At 60.5% G+C, this 16,946-nt stretch carries 17 protein-coding genes; 11 read left to right on the top strand and 6 right to left on the bottom strand.

The window, feature by feature from the left end; all coding sequences use genetic code 11:
* Nucleotides 1-136 precede the first annotated feature (136 nt).
* The 6 genes from hemC (at nucleotide 137) to rsd (ending at nucleotide 5,679) form a co-directional block, all read left to right on the top strand.
* Nucleotides 137-1,078 carry a hydroxymethylbilane synthase gene (hemC, locus tag DJ564_RS31505; RefSeq protein ID WP_109635816.1) on the top strand — a complete coding sequence of 314 codons (942 nt, stop codon included), beginning with the start codon at nucleotides 137-139 and terminating at the stop codon, nucleotides 1,076-1,078.
* The gene (locus tag DJ564_RS31500) at nucleotides 1,075-1,842 is read left to right on the top strand and encodes a uroporphyrinogen-III synthase (protein ID WP_109635815.1); all 768 of its coding nucleotides are present in this window, start codon (nucleotides 1,075-1,077) and stop codon (nucleotides 1,840-1,842) included. The genes hemC and DJ564_RS31500 overlap by 4 nt, the downstream gene beginning before the upstream one ends.
* 16 nt (nucleotides 1,843-1,858) lie before the next feature.
* Nucleotides 1,859-3,001 carry a uroporphyrinogen-III C-methyltransferase gene (locus DJ564_RS31495; protein ID WP_109635813.1) on the top strand — a complete coding sequence of 381 codons (1,143 nt, stop codon included), beginning with the start codon at nucleotides 1,859-1,861 and terminating at the stop codon, nucleotides 2,999-3,001.
* Nucleotides 2,998-4,236, top strand: coding sequence for a heme biosynthesis protein HemY (locus tag DJ564_RS31490; RefSeq protein ID WP_109635812.1), 1,239 nt, complete (start codon nucleotides 2,998-3,000; stop codon nucleotides 4,234-4,236). Before DJ564_RS31495 ends, DJ564_RS31490 begins: the two co-directional genes overlap by 4 nt.
* 255 nt (nucleotides 4,237-4,491) lie before the next feature.
* Nucleotides 4,492-5,043 (top strand): disulfide bond formation protein B, encoded by a 552-nt coding sequence (locus DJ564_RS31485; protein WP_109635810.1) that lies wholly within the window; start codon nucleotides 4,492-4,494, stop codon nucleotides 5,041-5,043.
* 177 nt (nucleotides 5,044-5,220) lie between these two features.
* Entirely contained in the window at nucleotides 5,221-5,679 is a 459-nt protein-coding gene (gene rsd, locus DJ564_RS31480) for a sigma D regulator (RefSeq protein WP_109635809.1), read from the top strand.
* A gap of 59 nt (nucleotides 5,680-5,738) precedes the next feature.
* Here rsd and DJ564_RS31475 read toward each other — a convergent pair whose 3' ends face one another.
* On the bottom strand, nucleotides 5,739-6,404 hold the full coding sequence (locus DJ564_RS31475; protein WP_109635807.1) for an FKBP-type peptidyl-prolyl cis-trans isomerase: 666 nt from the start codon (nucleotides 6,402-6,404) through the stop codon (nucleotides 5,739-5,741).
* Between the two features lie 192 nt (nucleotides 6,405-6,596).
* Between DJ564_RS31475 and DJ564_RS31470 the strand changes: the two genes are divergently transcribed.
* A complete protein-coding gene (locus tag DJ564_RS31470; protein ID WP_109635805.1) occupies nucleotides 6,597-7,730 on the top strand; it encodes an AlgP family protein in 1,134 nt (377 codons plus the stop codon).
* Here the strand turns inward: DJ564_RS31470 and DJ564_RS31465 are convergent.
* Nucleotides 7,727-8,191, bottom strand: a complete 465-nt coding sequence (locus DJ564_RS31465; RefSeq protein ID WP_109635804.1) for a TIGR02444 family protein — start codon at nucleotides 8,189-8,191, stop codon at nucleotides 7,727-7,729. The genes DJ564_RS31470 and DJ564_RS31465 overlap by 4 nt on opposite strands.
* 50 nt (nucleotides 8,192-8,241) lie before the next feature.
* On the opposite strand from DJ564_RS31465, the gene DJ564_RS31460 reads away from it, so the two are divergent.
* From DJ564_RS31460 to rhtB, 3 genes are all read left to right on the top strand, one after another.
* The gene (locus DJ564_RS31460) at nucleotides 8,242-10,152 is read left to right on the top strand and encodes an ATP-binding cassette domain-containing protein (RefSeq protein WP_109635802.1); all 1,911 of its coding nucleotides are present in this window, start codon (nucleotides 8,242-8,244) and stop codon (nucleotides 10,150-10,152) included.
* The gene (locus DJ564_RS31455) at nucleotides 10,152-10,727 is read left to right on the top strand and encodes a mechanosensitive ion channel family protein (protein WP_109635800.1); all 576 of its coding nucleotides are present in this window, start codon (nucleotides 10,152-10,154) and stop codon (nucleotides 10,725-10,727) included. Before DJ564_RS31460 ends, DJ564_RS31455 begins: the two co-directional genes overlap by 1 nt.
* Nucleotides 10,728-10,954: 227 nt before the next feature.
* Nucleotides 10,955-11,587 carry a homoserine/homoserine lactone efflux protein gene (gene rhtB, locus DJ564_RS31450; RefSeq protein WP_109635799.1) on the top strand — a complete coding sequence of 211 codons (633 nt, stop codon included), beginning with the start codon at nucleotides 10,955-10,957 and terminating at the stop codon, nucleotides 11,585-11,587.
* A gap of 138 nt (nucleotides 11,588-11,725) precedes the next feature.
* Here rhtB and DJ564_RS31445 read toward each other — a convergent pair whose 3' ends face one another.
* The 4 genes from DJ564_RS31445 to DJ564_RS31430 are packed head-to-tail and all read right to left on the bottom strand — an operon-like array spanning nucleotide 11,726 to nucleotide 14,871.
* A complete protein-coding gene (locus DJ564_RS31445) occupies nucleotides 11,726-12,469 on the bottom strand; it encodes a penicillin-binding protein activator LpoB (RefSeq protein WP_109635797.1) in 744 nt (247 codons plus the stop codon).
* 3 nt (nucleotides 12,470-12,472) lie between these two features.
* The gene (gene lpoB, locus DJ564_RS31440) at nucleotides 12,473-13,063 is read right to left on the bottom strand and encodes a penicillin-binding protein activator LpoB (protein WP_109635796.1); all 591 of its coding nucleotides are present in this window, start codon (nucleotides 13,061-13,063) and stop codon (nucleotides 12,473-12,475) included.
* Between the two features lie 23 nt (nucleotides 13,064-13,086).
* Complete coding sequence (locus tag DJ564_RS31435; protein WP_109635794.1) at nucleotides 13,087-13,461, bottom strand: YcfL family protein; 375 nt, start codon at nucleotides 13,459-13,461, stop codon at nucleotides 13,087-13,089.
* Between the two features lie 12 nt (nucleotides 13,462-13,473).
* Nucleotides 13,474-14,871, bottom strand: a complete 1,398-nt coding sequence (locus DJ564_RS31430; RefSeq protein WP_109635793.1) for a COG3014 family protein — start codon at nucleotides 14,869-14,871, stop codon at nucleotides 13,474-13,476.
* A 166-nt stretch (nucleotides 14,872-15,037) separates the two neighbouring features.
* Here DJ564_RS31430 and DJ564_RS31425 point away from each other — a divergent pair, with 166 nt between their 5' ends.
* On the top strand, nucleotides 15,038-16,936 hold the full coding sequence (locus tag DJ564_RS31425) for a cytochrome c/FTR1 family iron permease (protein WP_109635791.1): 1,899 nt from the start codon (nucleotides 15,038-15,040) through the stop codon (nucleotides 16,934-16,936).
* The last annotated feature ends 10 nt before the right edge of the window (nucleotides 16,937-16,946 follow it).

The raw sequence follows: 16,946 nt of genomic DNA, 5'->3' as shown, positions 1-16,946 counted from the left end.
CGCTGATCACAGGCGAATTTCACACCCGTTTGCTGGACGTCCAAGGCCAGGGAGGCCACGCAGTGTCTGATACAAGTCAAAGTGGATTTGGCTGAGCTGTTATTATCCGCCGTATCTATTCAGTACGGATTGATCCATGTCCTCTCGCGAAATCCGCATCGCCACCCGCAAAAGTGCTCTCGCCCTGTGGCAGGCCGAATACGTCAAGACCCGTCTGGAACAGGCCCATCCGGGTCTGCTCGTGACGCTGGTGCCCATGGTCAGTCGTGGCGACAAGCTGCTCGACTCGCCCCTGTCGAAAATCGGTGGCAAGGGCCTGTTCGTCAAGGAACTCGAAACCGCGCTGCTGGAAAACGAAGCCGACATCGCCGTGCACTCGATGAAAGACGTGCCGATGGATTTCCCCGAAGGCCTCGGTCTGTTTTGCATCTGCGAGCGCGAAGACCCGCGCGATGCGTTCGTTTCCAATACTTACACCAGTCTTGATGAGTTGCCGCAAGGCAGTATCGTCGGCACGTCCAGCCTGCGCCGTCAGGCTCAGTTGTTGACCCGCCGCCCGGACCTCGAAATCCGCTTTCTGCGCGGCAACGTCAACACGCGGTTGGCCAAGCTTGATGCCGGCGAATACGACGCCATCATCCTCGCGGCCGCCGGCCTGATTCGTTTGGGTTTCGAAGATCGCATCACCTCGGCAATCAGTGTCGACGACAGCCTGCCGGCCGGTGGCCAAGGCGCGGTCGGCATCGAATGCCGCAGCGTTGACAGCGAAATTCACGCGTTGCTGGCGCCGTTGCATCACCAGGACACCGCCACCCGCGTGACCGCCGAACGTTCCCTCAATAAACACCTGAATGGCGGCTGCCAAGTGCCGATCGCCTGCTACGCCGTGCTTGAAGGCGAGCAGATCTGGTTGCGCGGTCTGGTAGGCGATCCGAGCGGCGGCCTGCTGCTCAGCGCCGAGGCCCGCGCGCCACGGGGCGATGCAGAAGCCTTGGGCGTGCAAGTGGCTGAAGACCTGCTGAGCCAGGGCGCCGACGACATTCTCAAGGCGGTCTATGGCGAGGCAGGTCACGAGTGACAGGCTGGCGCCTGCTGCTGACACGCCCTGCGGATGAGTCGGCGGCGTTGAGCGGCGTTTTGTCGCAAGCGGGGATTTTCAGCAGCAGCTTGCCGCTTCTGGAGATCGAGCCGATTCCAGTTTCTGACACAATGCGCGAGGTGATTCAGAGACTGGATCGTTACTGTGCGGTGATCGTGGTCAGTAAACCGGCCGCCAGAATCGGCGTTGACCTGCTCAATCAGTATTGGCCACAGTTACCGTCACCACGCTGGTTCAGTGTGGGTGCGGCGACTGCACAGATCCTCTCGGATAACGGTCTGAATGTGAGTTTCCCCGCTGAGGGTGATGACAGCGAAGCCTTGCTTGAACTTCCTTCGTTGCGCGAGGCGGTTACCCGATCCGATCCGCGGGTGCTGATCCTGCGCGGGGAGGGCGGGCGCGAGTTGCTGGCTGAGCGTTTGCGTGAGCTTGGTGCTAGTGTCGAGTATCTGGAGTTATACCGTCGCGGCCTGCCTCATTACTCGTCGACGGTGCTGCCTGACCGGATCGAAGCGGAACGCTTGAACGGGCTGGTGGTCAGCAGTGGACAGGGTTTTGAGCACCTGCGCCAATTGGCGGGCGATGCCTGGCCTGCTCTTGCGCAGTTGCCGTTGTTTGTTCCAAGCCCCAGGGTCGCCGAGCTGGCACGTGCCGCCGGGGCCCAAACAGTTGTGGATTGTCGTGGCGCCAGTGCCGCGGCTTTGCTGACGGCGTTACGGGAGCATCCCGAACCCGTTCTCTAATGCAAAGGATGGATACGTGAGCGAAACAGCCTTGCCAAAAGAAGACGTGCTGCCGGCGCTTGAAGCGCCAGTTGAAACTCCACCCGCTGCTGAAGTGCAGCGCAGAGGTAACGGGCTGGCAATCGTCGCGCTGCTGCTGGGCGCCGCCGGTGTTGCCGTAGGCGGTTGGGGTGTCTGGCAGGTGCGTCACCTGCAAGCCAACAACCAGCAGCAGTTGAGTCAGGTCCAGGCGTTGAATGATCAGGCGCAAAGTCTGAAGCTTAACGAGCAGCGCCTGAGCGCACGCCTTGAACAGATGCCTGCGGCAGAAGAACTGGACGCTCGCAGCCGTTTGGTGACGCAGTTGCAAGGCGATCAGCAACGCTTGAATCAGCGTCTGGAAACCGTCCTCGGCGCAAGCCGCAAGGACTGGCGCCTGGCCGAAGCCGAGCACTTGTTGCGCCTGGCCAGCCTACGCCTTTCTGCGTTGCAGGACATCAGCAGCGCCCAGGCCCTGGTGCAGGGTGCCGATGAGATTCTGCGCGAACAGAACGATCCAGGCTCTTTTGCCGCTCGCGAGCAAGTAGCCAAAACCCTGGTGGCGCTGCGTAGCACTGAACAGCCGGATCGCACCGGGTTGTTCCTGCGACTGGGCGCCTTGCGCGATCAGGTCATCAACCTCACCGAGCTGGCCCCCGAGTACAAGGATCGCGGCGAATCGCTGTTGGGCCTGACGGCCGACGGTGACGGCGCCAGCCGTTGGGCGCAGTGGTGGGACCAGATTTCGCGCTACATCCGCATCGACTTCAACGCCGACAAGAATGTTCGTCCATTGCTGGCCGGGCAGAGTTTGAGCCAAGTGCGTCTGGCCCTGAGCCTCGCTTTGGAGCAAGCGCAATGGGCTGCGCTCAATGGTCAGGCCGCGGTCTACACCCAGGCGCTGGCGGAGGCGCGGGATGTCCTGACGGGCAACTTCAACCCGGACAACCCTCAGAGCAAGGTCATGCTTGAGCAGGTGGGCGAGTTGAGCAAGCAGCCGGTGACGGTGGTCACGCCGGACCTGACCGGCACACTGAGTGCGGTTCAGGGGTATCTGGAGCGGCGTAACGTCAACGCCGAAGACTCGATCAAGCCGATGGCAAAACCGGCCGCGAACACTGTGCAGGAGGCCACGCCATGAAACGCCTCTATGTGATCGTGTTTCTGGTCATCGCCGCGGCCGCCGCACTGGGCCTGGCGATTGCCGAGCATTCCGGTTACGTGCTGATCGCCTACAAGACCTTCCGTTATGAAGCGAGCCTGTGGGCCACCCTGGCGTTGGTCGCGGTGCTCTGGCTGGTGTTCTGGGGCATCAAGGCGTTGGTCGAGCTGGTGACGACCTCCAGTGGCGTGGTCAATCCATGGTCACGACGTAATCGCAGCCGGCGGGTGCAAGTGGCTATCGAGCACGGTCAGCTGGACCTGGCGGAAGGTCGCTGGGCCAGTGCACAACGTCATCTGCATCGCGCTGCCGAAGCCGAACGCCAGCCGCTGCTCTACTACCTCGGTGCTGCGCGCGCCGCGAATGAACAAGGTCACTACGAGGAATGCGACAACTTGCTGGAGCGCGCCCTCGAGCGCCAGCCCCAGGCCGAGTTGGCGATTGCCTTGAGTCACGCCCAGTTGCAGAACGACCGTGGCGACACGGAAGGGGCTCTGGTGACGCTGCAAGCCATGCACGAGCGCCATCCTCATAACGTCCAGACCTTACGCCAGTTGCAACGCCTGCATCAGCAGCGCGGCGACTGGTCGGCCGTGATTCGCCTGCTGCCGGAGCTGCGCAAGGATAAAGTCTTGCCGCCCGCCGAGCTGGCCGATCTGGAACGCCGGGCGTGGGGTGAAAACCTTTCCCTGGCGGCGCATCAGGAGGCGGATGGCACGGTCGGTTTGCAATCGCTCAATCGCGCCTGGCAGCAACTCACCTCGGCTCAGCGCCAGGAGCCTCAGTTGGTGCTGGCCTACGCCGAGCAGTTGCGGCAACTGGGTGCACAGGTCGAAGCGGAAGAAGTGCTGCGCACGGCGCTCAAGCGCAAGTACGACAGTCATCTGGCACGTCTCTACGGATTGGTGCGCGGTAGTGATCCGGCTCGTCAGCTGCAAACGGCCGAGGGTTGGCTCAAGGATCATCCGGCCGACCCGAGTCTTTTGCTGACACTGGGCCGTCTGTGCCTGCAAAGCAGTCTGTGGGGCAAGGCGCGGGACTATCTGGAAAGCAGTTTGCGGGTGCAGCGCAACCCGGAAGCCTGTGCAGAATTGGCTCGGTTGCTCGCGCAGCTTGGCGACACAGAGCGTAGCAATCAGTTGTTCCAGGAAGGTCTGGGCCTGCTGGACGAGCGTCTGCTGGCGGCACCACTCCCAGCGCCCGTTTACGCCTGACGCGTTCCCCCTGTAGCAGCCTGCTGCTACAGGGGCGGGAGTCGTTATTGGGCGCGATCCGGCCGCTCGAATTTCGTTGAATGTTTATCTTTGTAGTCCCTGATCGGCTTTATCCTACAGCGGACTACATCAAGTCCTCTCGACGCTGTCGGGAATTCCCTACACTTCTGGTGAAGTGTCCGTGCTGGCCTGCCTTGAAAGGCTGGCGCGCTTTCCTCTACCGTAACCGCCTGTCTCTACTGTTACGGATAAGCCATGTTTTTGGCCTGCTCACGCTCCTTGTTTTTCATGGCTTTTATTGCAGGTGCTCTGGCCTTGGGCGTTTCCTATTACCTGGAATATGCAATCGGCCTCAAGCCATGCGGGTTATGCCTTTTGCAGCGAGCCTGCCTGGTGTTGTTTACCGGAGTCTGCCTGATGGCTTCGGTGTATGGTCCTGGCCGCTTCGGGACTTTTCTTTATTGGCTGCTCGGTCTGTCATGCAGTCTCGCGGGTATGGTCACGGCGTGGCGGCAGGTCTTGCTGCAAAGCGACCCGGCGCATCAGCTATCGACTTGCTTAACCCAGCCGGAGGCTTTGTACGAGAACCTGCCTTGGTTATGCCGGGTGACCCGGATGTTCAAAGGGGACGAAGACTGCGCCGAAATTTCCTGGACGCTGTTCGACCTGAGCCTTCCGGAATGGAGTCTGCTGCTTTTCGTGGCGTTGACGATTCTGGGGGTTTATCAGCTGCTTCGCGTTGTCTGGCTGGCCTGCGAACGACCGCTCAGCGGCGTGTCGTCGCACCGGGGGCTGACGGGTGATTAAACACTTGTATGAACTTTATCTCCTGCGTACCTTGAAGCCATTGTCGCGCGGGCATAATCTGGCCCGCACGTGTCATTGGAATTATGTTGCTCGATGACGCTCTGCCTGGCCGATTCTTGATTTTCAAGTCTGCGACAGGTGTAGGGCAGCATGACCCACAAGGGAAGAGAGATCACCATGCTCGAAAGTTGTCAGAATGCTCAGGAACGTTGGGGTGGAGTGCATCTGCTGATCGATCGCTGGTTGCAGGAGCGCGAAGAGCTGATTCGGACCTATGATGTTCTCGGTGCCAAGCCAGAGGCTTTGAGCGAAAACCGAAAACCTTTGCAGGAATTCTGCGGCGTGCTGGTCGATTACGTGTCTGCCGGGCACTTCGAGATCTACGAACAGCTGACCGGCGAAGCCAAGGCGTTTGGTGACAAACGCGGGCTGGAACTGGCCGAGACGATCTACCCGCGCATCGACGTCATCACCGAGAAGCTGCTGGCGTTCAACGACCTGTGTGATGCAGGCAAGTGTGTCGCGGAGAAATTCAAGGAGCTGGGCGGGCTGTTACACGAACGCTTCGAGCTGGAAGATTGCCTGATCGAAGTGCTGCACACGGCTCACAAGGAAGAGGATTCGGTTCAAGCCTGAACCCCTCTGGCAAGACTAAAAAACGGTGCGCTTTGCGCGCCGTTTTTCGTTCTCGGTTTTCAGCTTGTGGCACCGCGCAATTCGACTTCGAACACCAGCGGCGTAAACGGAGCGATCAGGTCGCCGGCACCGTCCGCGCCATAGGCTTGAGACGACGGAATCACCAGTCGCCATTTCGCACCGACCGGCATGTTTTGCAATGCGCTGCGCCAGCCGCTGATCACGCTATCCAGACTGAACCACTGCGGCTTGCTGTTCTGATCGAACACGGTGCCGTCGGGAAGGCGTCCGACATATAAAACTTCGACCTTGCCATTAGGGCCAGCCTTGACACCCGTACCCGGCGCCAACTCGGTCAGCAAAATCCCATCCGCCAATTCACGTACACCCGGTTTGGCTTTTTCCTCGGTGAGAAAACGCTGCTCTTTTTCCAGCGCGACTTCACTTTGCTCGAGGGCGGGTTGCTCGGCGACCTGGGCTTCGTGCTCGGCCAGAATCTGTTCGATCTGCTCGTCTTTCAGAGCCAGTGGCTTGCCTTGATAGGCTTGTTGCAAACCTTCGAGCAAAGCCTGGAGTTGCAGGTCCGGCACCTCTTGGCGCAAGCGCTCACCCAGGCTTGCACCCAGGCTGTAAGCAAGATCGTGAGCCTCATTTGGGGTGGTTTTTTCGGCGGCCTGGACCACGGAAAAACACACACACAACGATAAAAAAAAGTAGCGCGACATGGGCACACTCCGATCTGAGATGCGGTGGATTATGCCAGTGTGGATGCGCTCGAAGGTGAACTGGTTTTGCGCCAGCGCAGAAGAATTTCAATCTGTTGCAACGCAGCGCTTTCGATACTGTCAACATGCCCTAGCGGCGGTGTCAGCAGAGGTCTAGTATGAGCCGCACCCACGTCAGCCAGGAGGTAAACCATGTCGGCCACCAAGAAGCCTGTAAATACCCCGTTGCACTTACTCCAACAACTCTCGGGCAGCCTGCTCGAGCATTTGGAAAACGCTTGTTCGCAAGCCTTGGCTGATGCTGAAAAACTGCTCGCCAAACTGGAAAAACAGCGCGGGAAAGCGCAGGAAAAATTGCACAAATCCCGTACCAAATTGCAGGATGCTGCCGCAGCCGGTAAAGCCAAGGCACAAACCAAAGCAAAAGGTGCAGTGAAAGAACTTGAGGACTTGCTCGATGCCCTCAAGGATCGTCAATCCGAAACGCGCGGCTACATTCTGCAACTCAAGCGCGACGCTCAAGAAAGCCTGAAACTGGCCCAGGGTGTCGGTCGTGTACAAGAGGCTGTCGGCAAGGCGTTGTCCCTGCGTTCGGCCAAGCCTGCTGCCGCCCCTGCCAAGAAAGCCGCCGCTAAACCGGCTGCTGCAAAAGCACCGGCCAAGCCTGCTGCCAAGGCTCCAGTGAAAGCTGCCGCAAAACCTGCGACGAAAAAACCGGTTGCTGCCAGCGCTGCAAAACCGGCGGCTAAAACGACGGCTGCCAAGCCTGCCGCCAAGCCAGTGGCTGCAAGAACAGCTGCCGCTAAACCTGCTGCAAAAACCGCTGCTGCGAAACCAGCCGTGGCGAAAACCGCAGCGGCAAAACCAGCTGCAAAATCGGCAGTAAAACCAGCCGCTAAAACGGCCGCTGCAAAACCTGCTGCCAAGCCGGCAGCAAAACCTGCCGTTGCTAAAACTACTGCAGGCAAGCCAGCTGCAAAACCGGCTGCTAAACCAGCTGCAAAAGCTGCGGCGAAACCTGCTGCCAAAACGGCTGCCGCGAAACCCGCTGCCGCTGCCAAACCTGCTGCAGCGAAACCAGCAGCCAAACCTGCCGCTGCCAAACCAGCTGCCGCGAAGCCAGCAGCAAAACCTGCTGCCAAGCCCGCCGTGAAAAAACCGGCCGCTACTGCCAAGCCAGCGACTGCACCCGTTGCCAAACCAGCGACTCCAACGCCGTCGCCAGCTGCATCGGCTTCGCCTGCTCCAGCAGCCTCCACCTCGACCCCATCGTCTGCGCCAACGCCAGCCGCACCGTCGAGCACCACCCCAACCAGCGCTTCCTAAGTGCCGGTTGCCGCGACGCGCAGCTGATGCAGCGCGTCGCGGTCCAGGTGGACGGCGCCCGCCGTCACACCTTCCAGCCAGACCGTTAGATCGGTCACCTCATACTGCGGCCAACTCTGTGCCGATCGCTCCAGCCGCAACAACAGATGCCGCTCGGCTTCCAGCTCCAGGGTCTTCACTTGTTCGCGCAACGTATTCAGCTCGGCGTCCTTTTTCGCGACGGCTTTCCATTGCATACGCAATGCTCGCAGTGGTCGCACGACATCGGCATCCCAGGGCTCGGCCACGTCGCGAAGCAGCTGCAATCGTTGCTCGTTGCAGGCGACGCCTCGGTCTCCCAGCCATAACCCACAGAGCAGCAGGCACACATTCACGCCTGCCGACTGCAATTGCAGGCAGGCGTCTTCAACGCCGGGACGCGCGTAGGTGGTAAGGGAAAAGCTCCACAGGTCAGAGGACATAGTGCTACTCGCGCCAGTTGCGAGCGAAGCTGGTAGACTCCGCCGCCATTATGATTCGACTTCAGAACCTGACTTTACAGCGTGGCCCTCAACGTCTGCTAGAAGACGCTGAGCTGACCCTGCACGCCGGCCACAAAGCCGGCCTCATCGGTGCCAACGGCGCCGGCAAATCGAGCCTGTTCGCCTTGATCCGGGGCGAACTGCACCCGGACTCGGGTGACTGCTTCCTGCCGGCTGACTGGCGCATCGCCCACATGCGCCAGGAAATCGAGACCCTCGAACGCCTGGCGGTCGACTACGTGCTCGATGGTGACCTGCGCCTGCGTGAGGTGCAACGCGACCTCGCCGCGGCTGAAGCCTCCCATGACGGCGCGGCTCAGGCCCGCCTGCACTCGGAACTCGACAGCGCCGACGGGTACACCGCCGACGCTCGTGCCCGCAAGCTGCTGGCCGGCCTTGGGTTCACCAACGAGCAGATGGATCGTCCGGTAGGAGATTTCTCTGGTGGCTGGAGGATGCGTCTGAACCTGGCGCAGGCTTTGATGTGCCCCTCGGACCTGTTGCTGCTCGACGAACCGACCAACCACTTGGACCTCGACGCCATCATCTGGCTCGAAGATTGGCTGAAAAGCTATCCGGGCACCTTGCTGCTGATTTCCCACGACCGGGACTTCCTCGACGCCGTGGTCGATCACGTCGCCCACGTTGACCAGCGCAAGATCACTCTGTACCGCGGTGGTTATAGCGCCTTCGAACGCGCCCGTGCCGAACGCCTGGCCCAGCAACAGCAAGCCTACGAGAAGCAGCAGGCGCAACGTGCGCACATGGAAAGCTACATCGCCCGTTTCAAGGCCCAGGCCACCAAGGCCCGTCAGGCCCAGAGCCGGATCAAGGCGCTGGAGCGGATGGAGGAACTGTCCGCCGCCCACGTCGATTCGCCGTTCGACTTCGTCTTCCGCGAATCGCAGAAAATCTCCAGCCCGTTGATTGATCTGTCGGATGCTCGCCTGGGTTATGGCGACAAAGCCGTGCTGGAGAAGGTCAAGCTGCAACTGACCCCCGGCGCACGGATCGGTTTGCTCGGCCCGAACGGCGCCGGTAAATCGACCCTGATCAAAAACCTCGCCGGTGAACTGTCGCCGCTGGCCGGTCGCCTGACCCGTGGCGAGAACACGGTCGTGGGCTACTTCGCCCAGCATCAGCTGGACTCTCTCGATTCCAAGGCCAGCCCGTTGCTGCATTTGCAGCGCCTGGCACCGACCGAGCGCGAGCAGACCCTGCGTGATTTCCTTGGCGGTTTCGACTTCCGTGGAGCGCGCATCGATGAGCCGGTGCTGAATTTCTCCGGTGGCGAAAAGGCCCGCCTGGCCCTGGCATTGATTGCCTGGGACCGGCCGAACCTGTTGTTGCTCGACGAACCGACCAACCACCTGGACCTGGAAATGCGCCTCGCGCTGACCATGGCCCTGCAGGAATTCAGTGGCGCAGTGCTGGTGGTCTCCCACGATCGTCATTTGCTCAAAAGCACCACCGACAATTTCTATCTGGTGGCGGACGGCAAGGTCGAGGAGTTCGACGGCGACCTCGAAGACTATGCTCGTTGGCTGGTCGACTACCGTCAGCGCAACGCCCCGGTCAGCAACACCCCGGTCAACCCGGACAAGACCGACAAGAAGGCCCAGCGCCAGGCTGCTGCTGCGTTGCGTCAGCAACTGGCACCGCACAAGCGTGAGGCTGACAAGCTCGAAGCCGAGTTGGGCAAGCTGCACGAGAAACTGGCGAAGATTGATACCAGCCTCGGCGACAGCGACATCTACGAACCGGCGCGCAAGAACGATTTGCGTGATTTGCTGGCTGAACAGGCCAAGCTGAAGGTGCGTGAAGCCGAGCTCGAAGAAGCCTGGATGGAAGCTCTGGAATTGCTCGAAAGCATGCAGGCGGAGCTGGAGGCGTTGTCCTGATGGAAGCTTTCAAGCTGCCGGCGGGGTGGGGCGAGCCGATCTGGTTCGCTGCGCAAATCCTGCTGATTCTGTTGGCCGGTTACATCGCCCAACGCTTCGTCGCTAAATGCCTGACTCGCCTGGGTGAACGCTACCCGTTTCCACCGCAGCTGCTGATGCCGCTGCGCGGTGGTTTGCGCTGGCTGATCATGGGCAGTGCGCTGATTTTCGTGCTGGAGCGCCTCGGCGTCTCGGCCACCGTGCTCTGGACCGCGTTGTCCGGGTTTGTGGCGGTGGCGGCGGTGGCGTTCTTCGCCATGTGGAGCGTGCTCTCAAACCTGCTCTGCGCGATCCTGATCTTCACCGTCGGCCCGTTCCGCATCGGTGACGTCGTGGAACTGGTGGACACCACCGACAAGCCCGGCGTCAAAGGTCGGGTGGTGGCGATCAATCTGCTTTACACCACGCTGATTGAAGCGGAAGAACTTGGGACGGGTAGCGCCATGGTGCAAGTGCCCAACAGCCTGTTCTTCCAGCGCTCGGTTCGGCGCTGGCGCGGCACGGATGTGTTTCCGTTGAGCGGGATTGAAAAGTAAGCCTGCTGTTGCCTGACCGTCCGCCTTCGCGAGCAAGCCCGCTCCCACAGTTGACCGCGTTTTTGTTTAGAGACTCGGTTTAATGTGGTAGCGGGCTTGCTCGCGAAGGGGCCTTCAAGTCATAAAACGCTGGTCGGCAGTCGCTCTGTCCGACAAAAAATCGGTAGTCATCCGCCCAAAGCCGCATTAGCTTAGATGTCTGTCACGAGTCTGAGTCGAGGTGTGCAATGGAGCTTCAAACATGGCTGGCGTTTTTTGCCGCCTGCTGGGTAATCAGCCTGTCTCCCGGTGCCGGCGCCATTGCGTCGATGTCCAGTGGACTGCAATACGGTTTCTTGCGCGGTTACTGGAACGCCCTGGGCCTGCAATTGGGCCTGGCATTGCAGATCGCGATTGTTGGCGCCGGCGTGGGCGCGATTCTCACGGCATCGGCCACGGCTTTCTACGCGATCAAGTGGTTCGGCGTGGCGTACCTGGTTTACCTCGCGATCAAGCAATGGCGCGCACTGCCCAGCGACATGAGCGATGACGCGGCCGTGCGTCAGATTGGCAAGCCGCTGGCGTTGGTGTTCCGTGGATTCCTGGTCAACATCAGCAATCCCAAGGCGCTGGTGTTCATGCTGGCGGTGTTGCCGCAGTTTATTGATCCACACGCGCCGCTGCTGGCCCAATACTTGATCATTGGCGTGACCATGGTCTGTGTCGACCTGATCGTCATGGCCGGCTACACCGGGTTGGCGTCGAAGGTGCTGCGCCTGTTGCGCACGCCCAAGCAGCAAAAACGCATGAACCGCACGTTTGCCGGGCTGTTCATTGGTGCGGCTGCGTTTATGGCGACCCTGCGCAAAGCCGCGGTGTAAACCTCTCAAGGGAGACCCGATCCATTGTGGCGAGCGAGCTTGCTCGCGCTGGGCTGCGCAGCGGCCCCAATAGTGCGAGCGCTGCGCACTCGAGCAAAAGGAGCAAGCTCCCTCGCCACAGGGTGATCGGCTTCAGGCTTAGCGCAGGATGACCGGCGCAGTATCCGGCGGCAGGTCGTTGCGCGGCTGCGGTTGTCCTGACGGCACATAACTGCCATCCCCCAGCTGTTCGCTCAACTGACGCGCCACATCTTCGCCCAACGACCTCGACACGTCCCGCACCACCCGTGGCCGGTTCAGCGAGACGTGGATATCCCGATCATTCACCACTTTGGTGTCCTGGGCTTCGCCCATGGCCGTGAACGCCGAGGTGATCTCGTAGGTCCTGGTGTTGATCAGGCTGAAATCCGCCACCAGGGTCAGTGCCAGCACCGCCGAATAGCTGTCGGTATTGGCCAGCTCATTCATGTCCTGGGTGAAGTCGATGTCCGACAGCGTGCCGAACAGCACGTAGTCGGCGCCTTTGAAGTGGCCAGCCTTGATGCGTTTGATCACGTCGTACACATCGCTTTTGGCGCTGGCGGTGTAGGGCGTGCCCTGGATCAGCTGGAACATTCCGGTCTTGAGCATCTGACCTTTGATGTCACCACTGAAGCGGCGGATTTCGGTCTGCTCCAGGTAGCTGTTCTGCGTGGTGTACTCGTCATAACTGGACGAGCCACTGGCGCCGTAATAGTCCTGCTGATGATTGTCCCGGGCCGCGATCACGTGGACGTATTGATCCACGCTGGCCGCGTAGGCAAGGTCGGTGACAGCGATTTTCGGGGCCGCCTGTACGCCAACGGCGCAGGCCAGGGTCAAAATGCCAATCCATGCACGCATTGCTTAGCGCTCCGTGGTCTTGCGGATTTCTTTCTCGTCCATCCACTCGGCCAGCCCGCTTTCGACATCGACCAACTGCAGGCTGAATTTGTAGAAGACGTCCTTGTAATCGTTGCTGCGCTTGACGATGGAGCTGATCGAGCCTTCCAGGCGATAGCGAGCGGCGATCATGTTGCCGGTTTTGGCCACTGTGCTCTTTTTGTACAGACCGCTCTGGTTTTGCAATTTCAGATGGTCGACCTGACTCTGCAGGTCCGTGTTGTCGCTGGCAAAGCGCGCGGTGCCGGAACGCATCAGCTGGGTTTTGATCGACGTGGTGATCTCCCGGGTATCGATGTATTCGCTGGTCTTGTTCATCACGTCGTACACCTGAACCACCGGGCGGCCTTTCAGGACGCCGGACTGGGCGAGGGAGCGGGTCATGCTTTCCGCGATCATTTGCAGGTCGGTCGAGCCGAATTCGTTGGTGATCAATTCCACGGCTTTCGGGTCGCCATAGCTGATATTGCCGCTGCCCAATACCGGCGAGCGGTTTTCGGCGCAGCCACCGATCAGCAGCACGGCCAGGGCAAGGAACGAAACGCGTACAAACATGGGCAAAGTCTCAGGTGGGCGGTTCACGGTGTATTGATCTCCAGGCGGAAATCCACGGCTTGGGGCACGGGGGCGATGGCCGGCAGAAAACTCGTTTGCTCGGCATACAGAGTCAGGCTTTTCCAGGTGTCGGCTTCGGTCACCGGAAAACCTTCTGCCCCCAGCCAAAGATAGCGGTAATAGAGCGTTCGGTTACGGGTGTCGATGTTGCTCAACTGCGTGTTGACCGTCAGGAAACCGTTTTCCCTGGCCATGCGCATCGGGCCGATGGCCACGTTTTCGATCGGTCCGGTGGCCATGACTTTGCTCGCGGCACTGCCCGGTTCCGGCGGCGGTGGCGGGGTGGCGCAACCGGCCAACAGGGCCAGTGCGACAACGGCGAAGCATTTCAATCCCATGAAAATCTCCGTTCAGGGTTGGGCAGGGCTGATGGCAGCCTGCGGTGCGGGAAGGGTGTCGAGCTGCAGGGCGACATCGGCGGCGAACCGGCGGTCACCCACGGCGCGCAGGCTGAAGGCCTGGTGGGTCTGATCCACCTTGAACCTGACCGGTGCTGCGTCCGGTGCGTTGGGCAGCGTCAGTTGGTGCTGGCCTTTCTTGAGCCGCAGGCGGGCAATCAGCGTCTTGTCCGGCAACGTACGCCAGCCGCGGGTATCGGCGTCTTCGCGTTGCGTCTGCTGCAGGAGCGTTTCCTCAAGTTTCTCGGGTCTGTGCTTTTTCAGATAGGCCAGGTACTCGACATTGGACCGGGCGCGATGGAGCGTGCGCTGGATGATGCCCGGCATGTCATCACGCAAGGTGCGCCGCGACATATCGCCAAAGCTGTTGAGCAACGTCAGTTTGTGTTTTTTGCCGTCCACCATGACGAAGTCCACCGGTGGCGTGGAGGTGTCGGGGACAAGGATCGGGAGCGACATGTTGGTGATGTAGGTTTCACCTTCGACATCCACCGAAATTGGCACGCGCACCGAGCTGCGCGCGGGCGCCAGGCCGGTTTGCACGATCAGCAAAACGTCGACCTCGCCCGACTTCAGTGGGGATTTGGCCAGGTTGCGCAAAGCTTGTTCGAGCAGCGGCGTATTGGGGCGCAGTTCAATGGCCTGGCGATAGCCCGGTGCGGCGAGGTCTTTCTCGTTCAGCGATTCATAAATGAAACCGGCGAGGTAATGGCTGAACGCACTCTGGTAGCTGTTCTTCAGCGCGATCACTTCGGGGGCGTCGAGGGTCGCTACCGGGTAGCCCTGAAGGTCCTGGAATTTCATCGCGGCCCCTTCTTCCTTCGCCTGGTTTTCCAGTTCCAGGTATTGCTTGTCACGCTTGTCGGCAATGGTTGCTTCGCGCTCGTGGGTTTTCTTGATCATGACGCGCGCCAGTTCCGTTTCAGAACCGGAGAGCAGCATCAGGGCCATTTGCGTGGTCAGGGCGACTCTCTCGAAATCGTAGCCAGCGTATAACCGCACCTTGTCGTTGGCGCTGTAACTGTTGAACTCGGTGAATGTTTTGAAAGGGACGAACAGGGGCGAATTGTCCCACCCTTCGATCAGTCGGTCGGCGTAGTCCCACTGTTGATAACTGTCGGTGAGATTGCCGGTGAGGCGCAGCAATTCGCCTTTTTCGAAGTGGTAAAGCAAGTCGCCCGGGGGAATGGGATTGTTGCGGTCGAGTACGGCAACCGCACCGTCGAGCTGCCCGGCCTTGAAATACTCGAGTGTTTCGCCCAGTTCCGCGTTGTAGTCACGCATCGTGGGACAGCCGCTCAGTAGCAAACAGGCACTGAGTACAAATATGAAGCGCAGGCGGGTGGCCATTTGCTGTGTGTCTTCCTTGAAAATAAGCCGCCATGAGGCGGCAATTTATAGACTTGGATGATGGCACTTTGTTCCTGTACTCCAGCGGCCGTCGCAGACAAAGCTTGAGTGAATCTCACTGGAAGTGAACAATGTGTTACTTCGTATTTCCAATTGAGATTCATTCATGACTGCCCCGTCCCGTTTCCTGGCCTGGCTGGTGTTGCCGCTGTTTGCCTTGTGCAGTTTCAATCTGCTGGCTTCCACCGTGGAAGGCGCGCCGCAAGCCCTGCATTTGCTCGATTACATCGGTGCGGATTACCCGCAGACGGTGCAAGCGGGCAAGGTCGTCGACGAGTCCGAATACCGCGAGCAACTGGAATTCATCAAGGTCTTGCAAGGCTTGATCGCCGCGATGCCGGCCAAACCTGAAAAAGCCGGGCTGGAGCAGGGCGTCAGCACGTTGCGCAATGCAATCGATGCCCGTCAGGACGGCGCGGATGTGGCCCGTCAGGCTCGACAACTCGGTGCGAAACTGGCCGTGACTTATGAAGTCAGTCAGGCGCCGATCATTACCCCGGACCCGACCCGTGGTGCGCCGTTGTACGCCCAGCATTGCTCGGTCTGCCATGGCGAAACGGGAGCTGGCGACGGCCCGGCGGGTGTCGGTCTGACGCCGCCGCCGGCCAATCTGCGTGATATGGCGCGCGTGGATCACCTGAGCCTCTACGCGATCTACAGCACCTTGGGCCTGGGTGTCGAAGGCACGGACATGCCGGCCTTCGCCGATCAGCTGGACGATCGTCAGCGTTGGGACCTGGCGACTTACATCGCCAGCTTCAGTGCCGACCCGGCCGCAGCCACATCCGAAAAAACCTACAACATCGCCGATCTCGCTCGTCAGACGCCGGCCGAAGTGCAGGCCGCCGACGGCCCACAAGCCGCCGCGATGTTCCGTGCGCAACGTGCACAGCCGCCGCAGGTCAAGCGTGGCCCGGCGCAGTTGCTTGACTACACCGCTGCCACCCTGGACAAAAGCCTCTTGGCCTACCGTGCCGGCGATCACGATCAAGCCTATGACTTGTCGGTAGCGGCCTATCTGGAAGGCTTCGAACTGGTCGAGAGCTCGCTGGACAACGTCGACGCCAACGTGCGCAAGGACACCGAAAAATCCCTGATGGCTTACCGTCAGTCGTTGCAGGACGGTTTGCCGGTGGCCCAGGCTCAGGAGCGTCTGGACGCGGCCAAGGCCAAGTTGAAGGAGTCCGCCGGGCTGCTGGGCAGCGATGGCTTGAGCTGGTCCTTGAGTTACATCTCCGGATTGCTGATTCTGCTGCGCGAAGGCCTGGAAGCGATTCTGGTGCTGGCGGCGATCCTGGCGTTCCTGCGTAACACCGGCCAGCAGTCGGCGGTGCGCAGCGTCAACGTCGGTTGGGGGCTGGCGCTGTTGGCCGGTCTGGCAACCTGGGCGTTGGCTGCGTACGTGATTGATGTCAGCGGTTCGCAACGTGAATTGCTGGAAGGCGCGACGGCGTTGTTCGCCGCCGTGATGGTGCTTTGGCTCGGCGTGTGGATGCACGACCGTCGCCATGCGGCGGCGTGGCAGGATTACATCAAGAGCAGCCTGGTGGGCGGCGGGGGACGCTTCGGCTTTGCGACGCTGGCGTTTTTCTCGGTGTATCGCGAGCTGTTTGAAGTGATTCTGTTCTACGAGACCCTATGGCTGCAGGCAGGTCCTGCGGGGCATAACGCGGTGTTGGCCGGTGGTGCGACGGCGCTGGTGCTGCTGATCGGGCTGGCGTGGGTGATCCTGCGCGGCTCACAGAAACTGCCGCTGTCGTTGTTCTTCAGCATCAACGCCGGTCTGCTGTGCGCGTTGTCGGTGGTGTTCGCCGGGCATGGTGTGAAGGCGTTGCAGGAAGCCGGGATCTTCGGCACACGGCCGGTGCCGTTCTTTGACTTCGACTGGCTGGGGATTCACGCGGATGCGTATTCGCTGAGTGCTCAGGCGGTGGCGATCATTGCGATCATTGTGTTGTATGGCCGTAGCTGGATGGCGGAGAAGCGGCGGGTGCAGGTTTCTTAAGAGCATTCAC

Origin of the sequence: Pseudomonas sp. 31-12 (genome assembly GCF_003151075.1) — a bacterium.
In the GTDB taxonomy this organism is placed as follows: domain Bacteria; phylum Pseudomonadota; class Gammaproteobacteria; order Pseudomonadales; family Pseudomonadaceae; genus Aquipseudomonas.
This window is presented reverse-complemented; position numbering and strand designations above follow the sequence as displayed.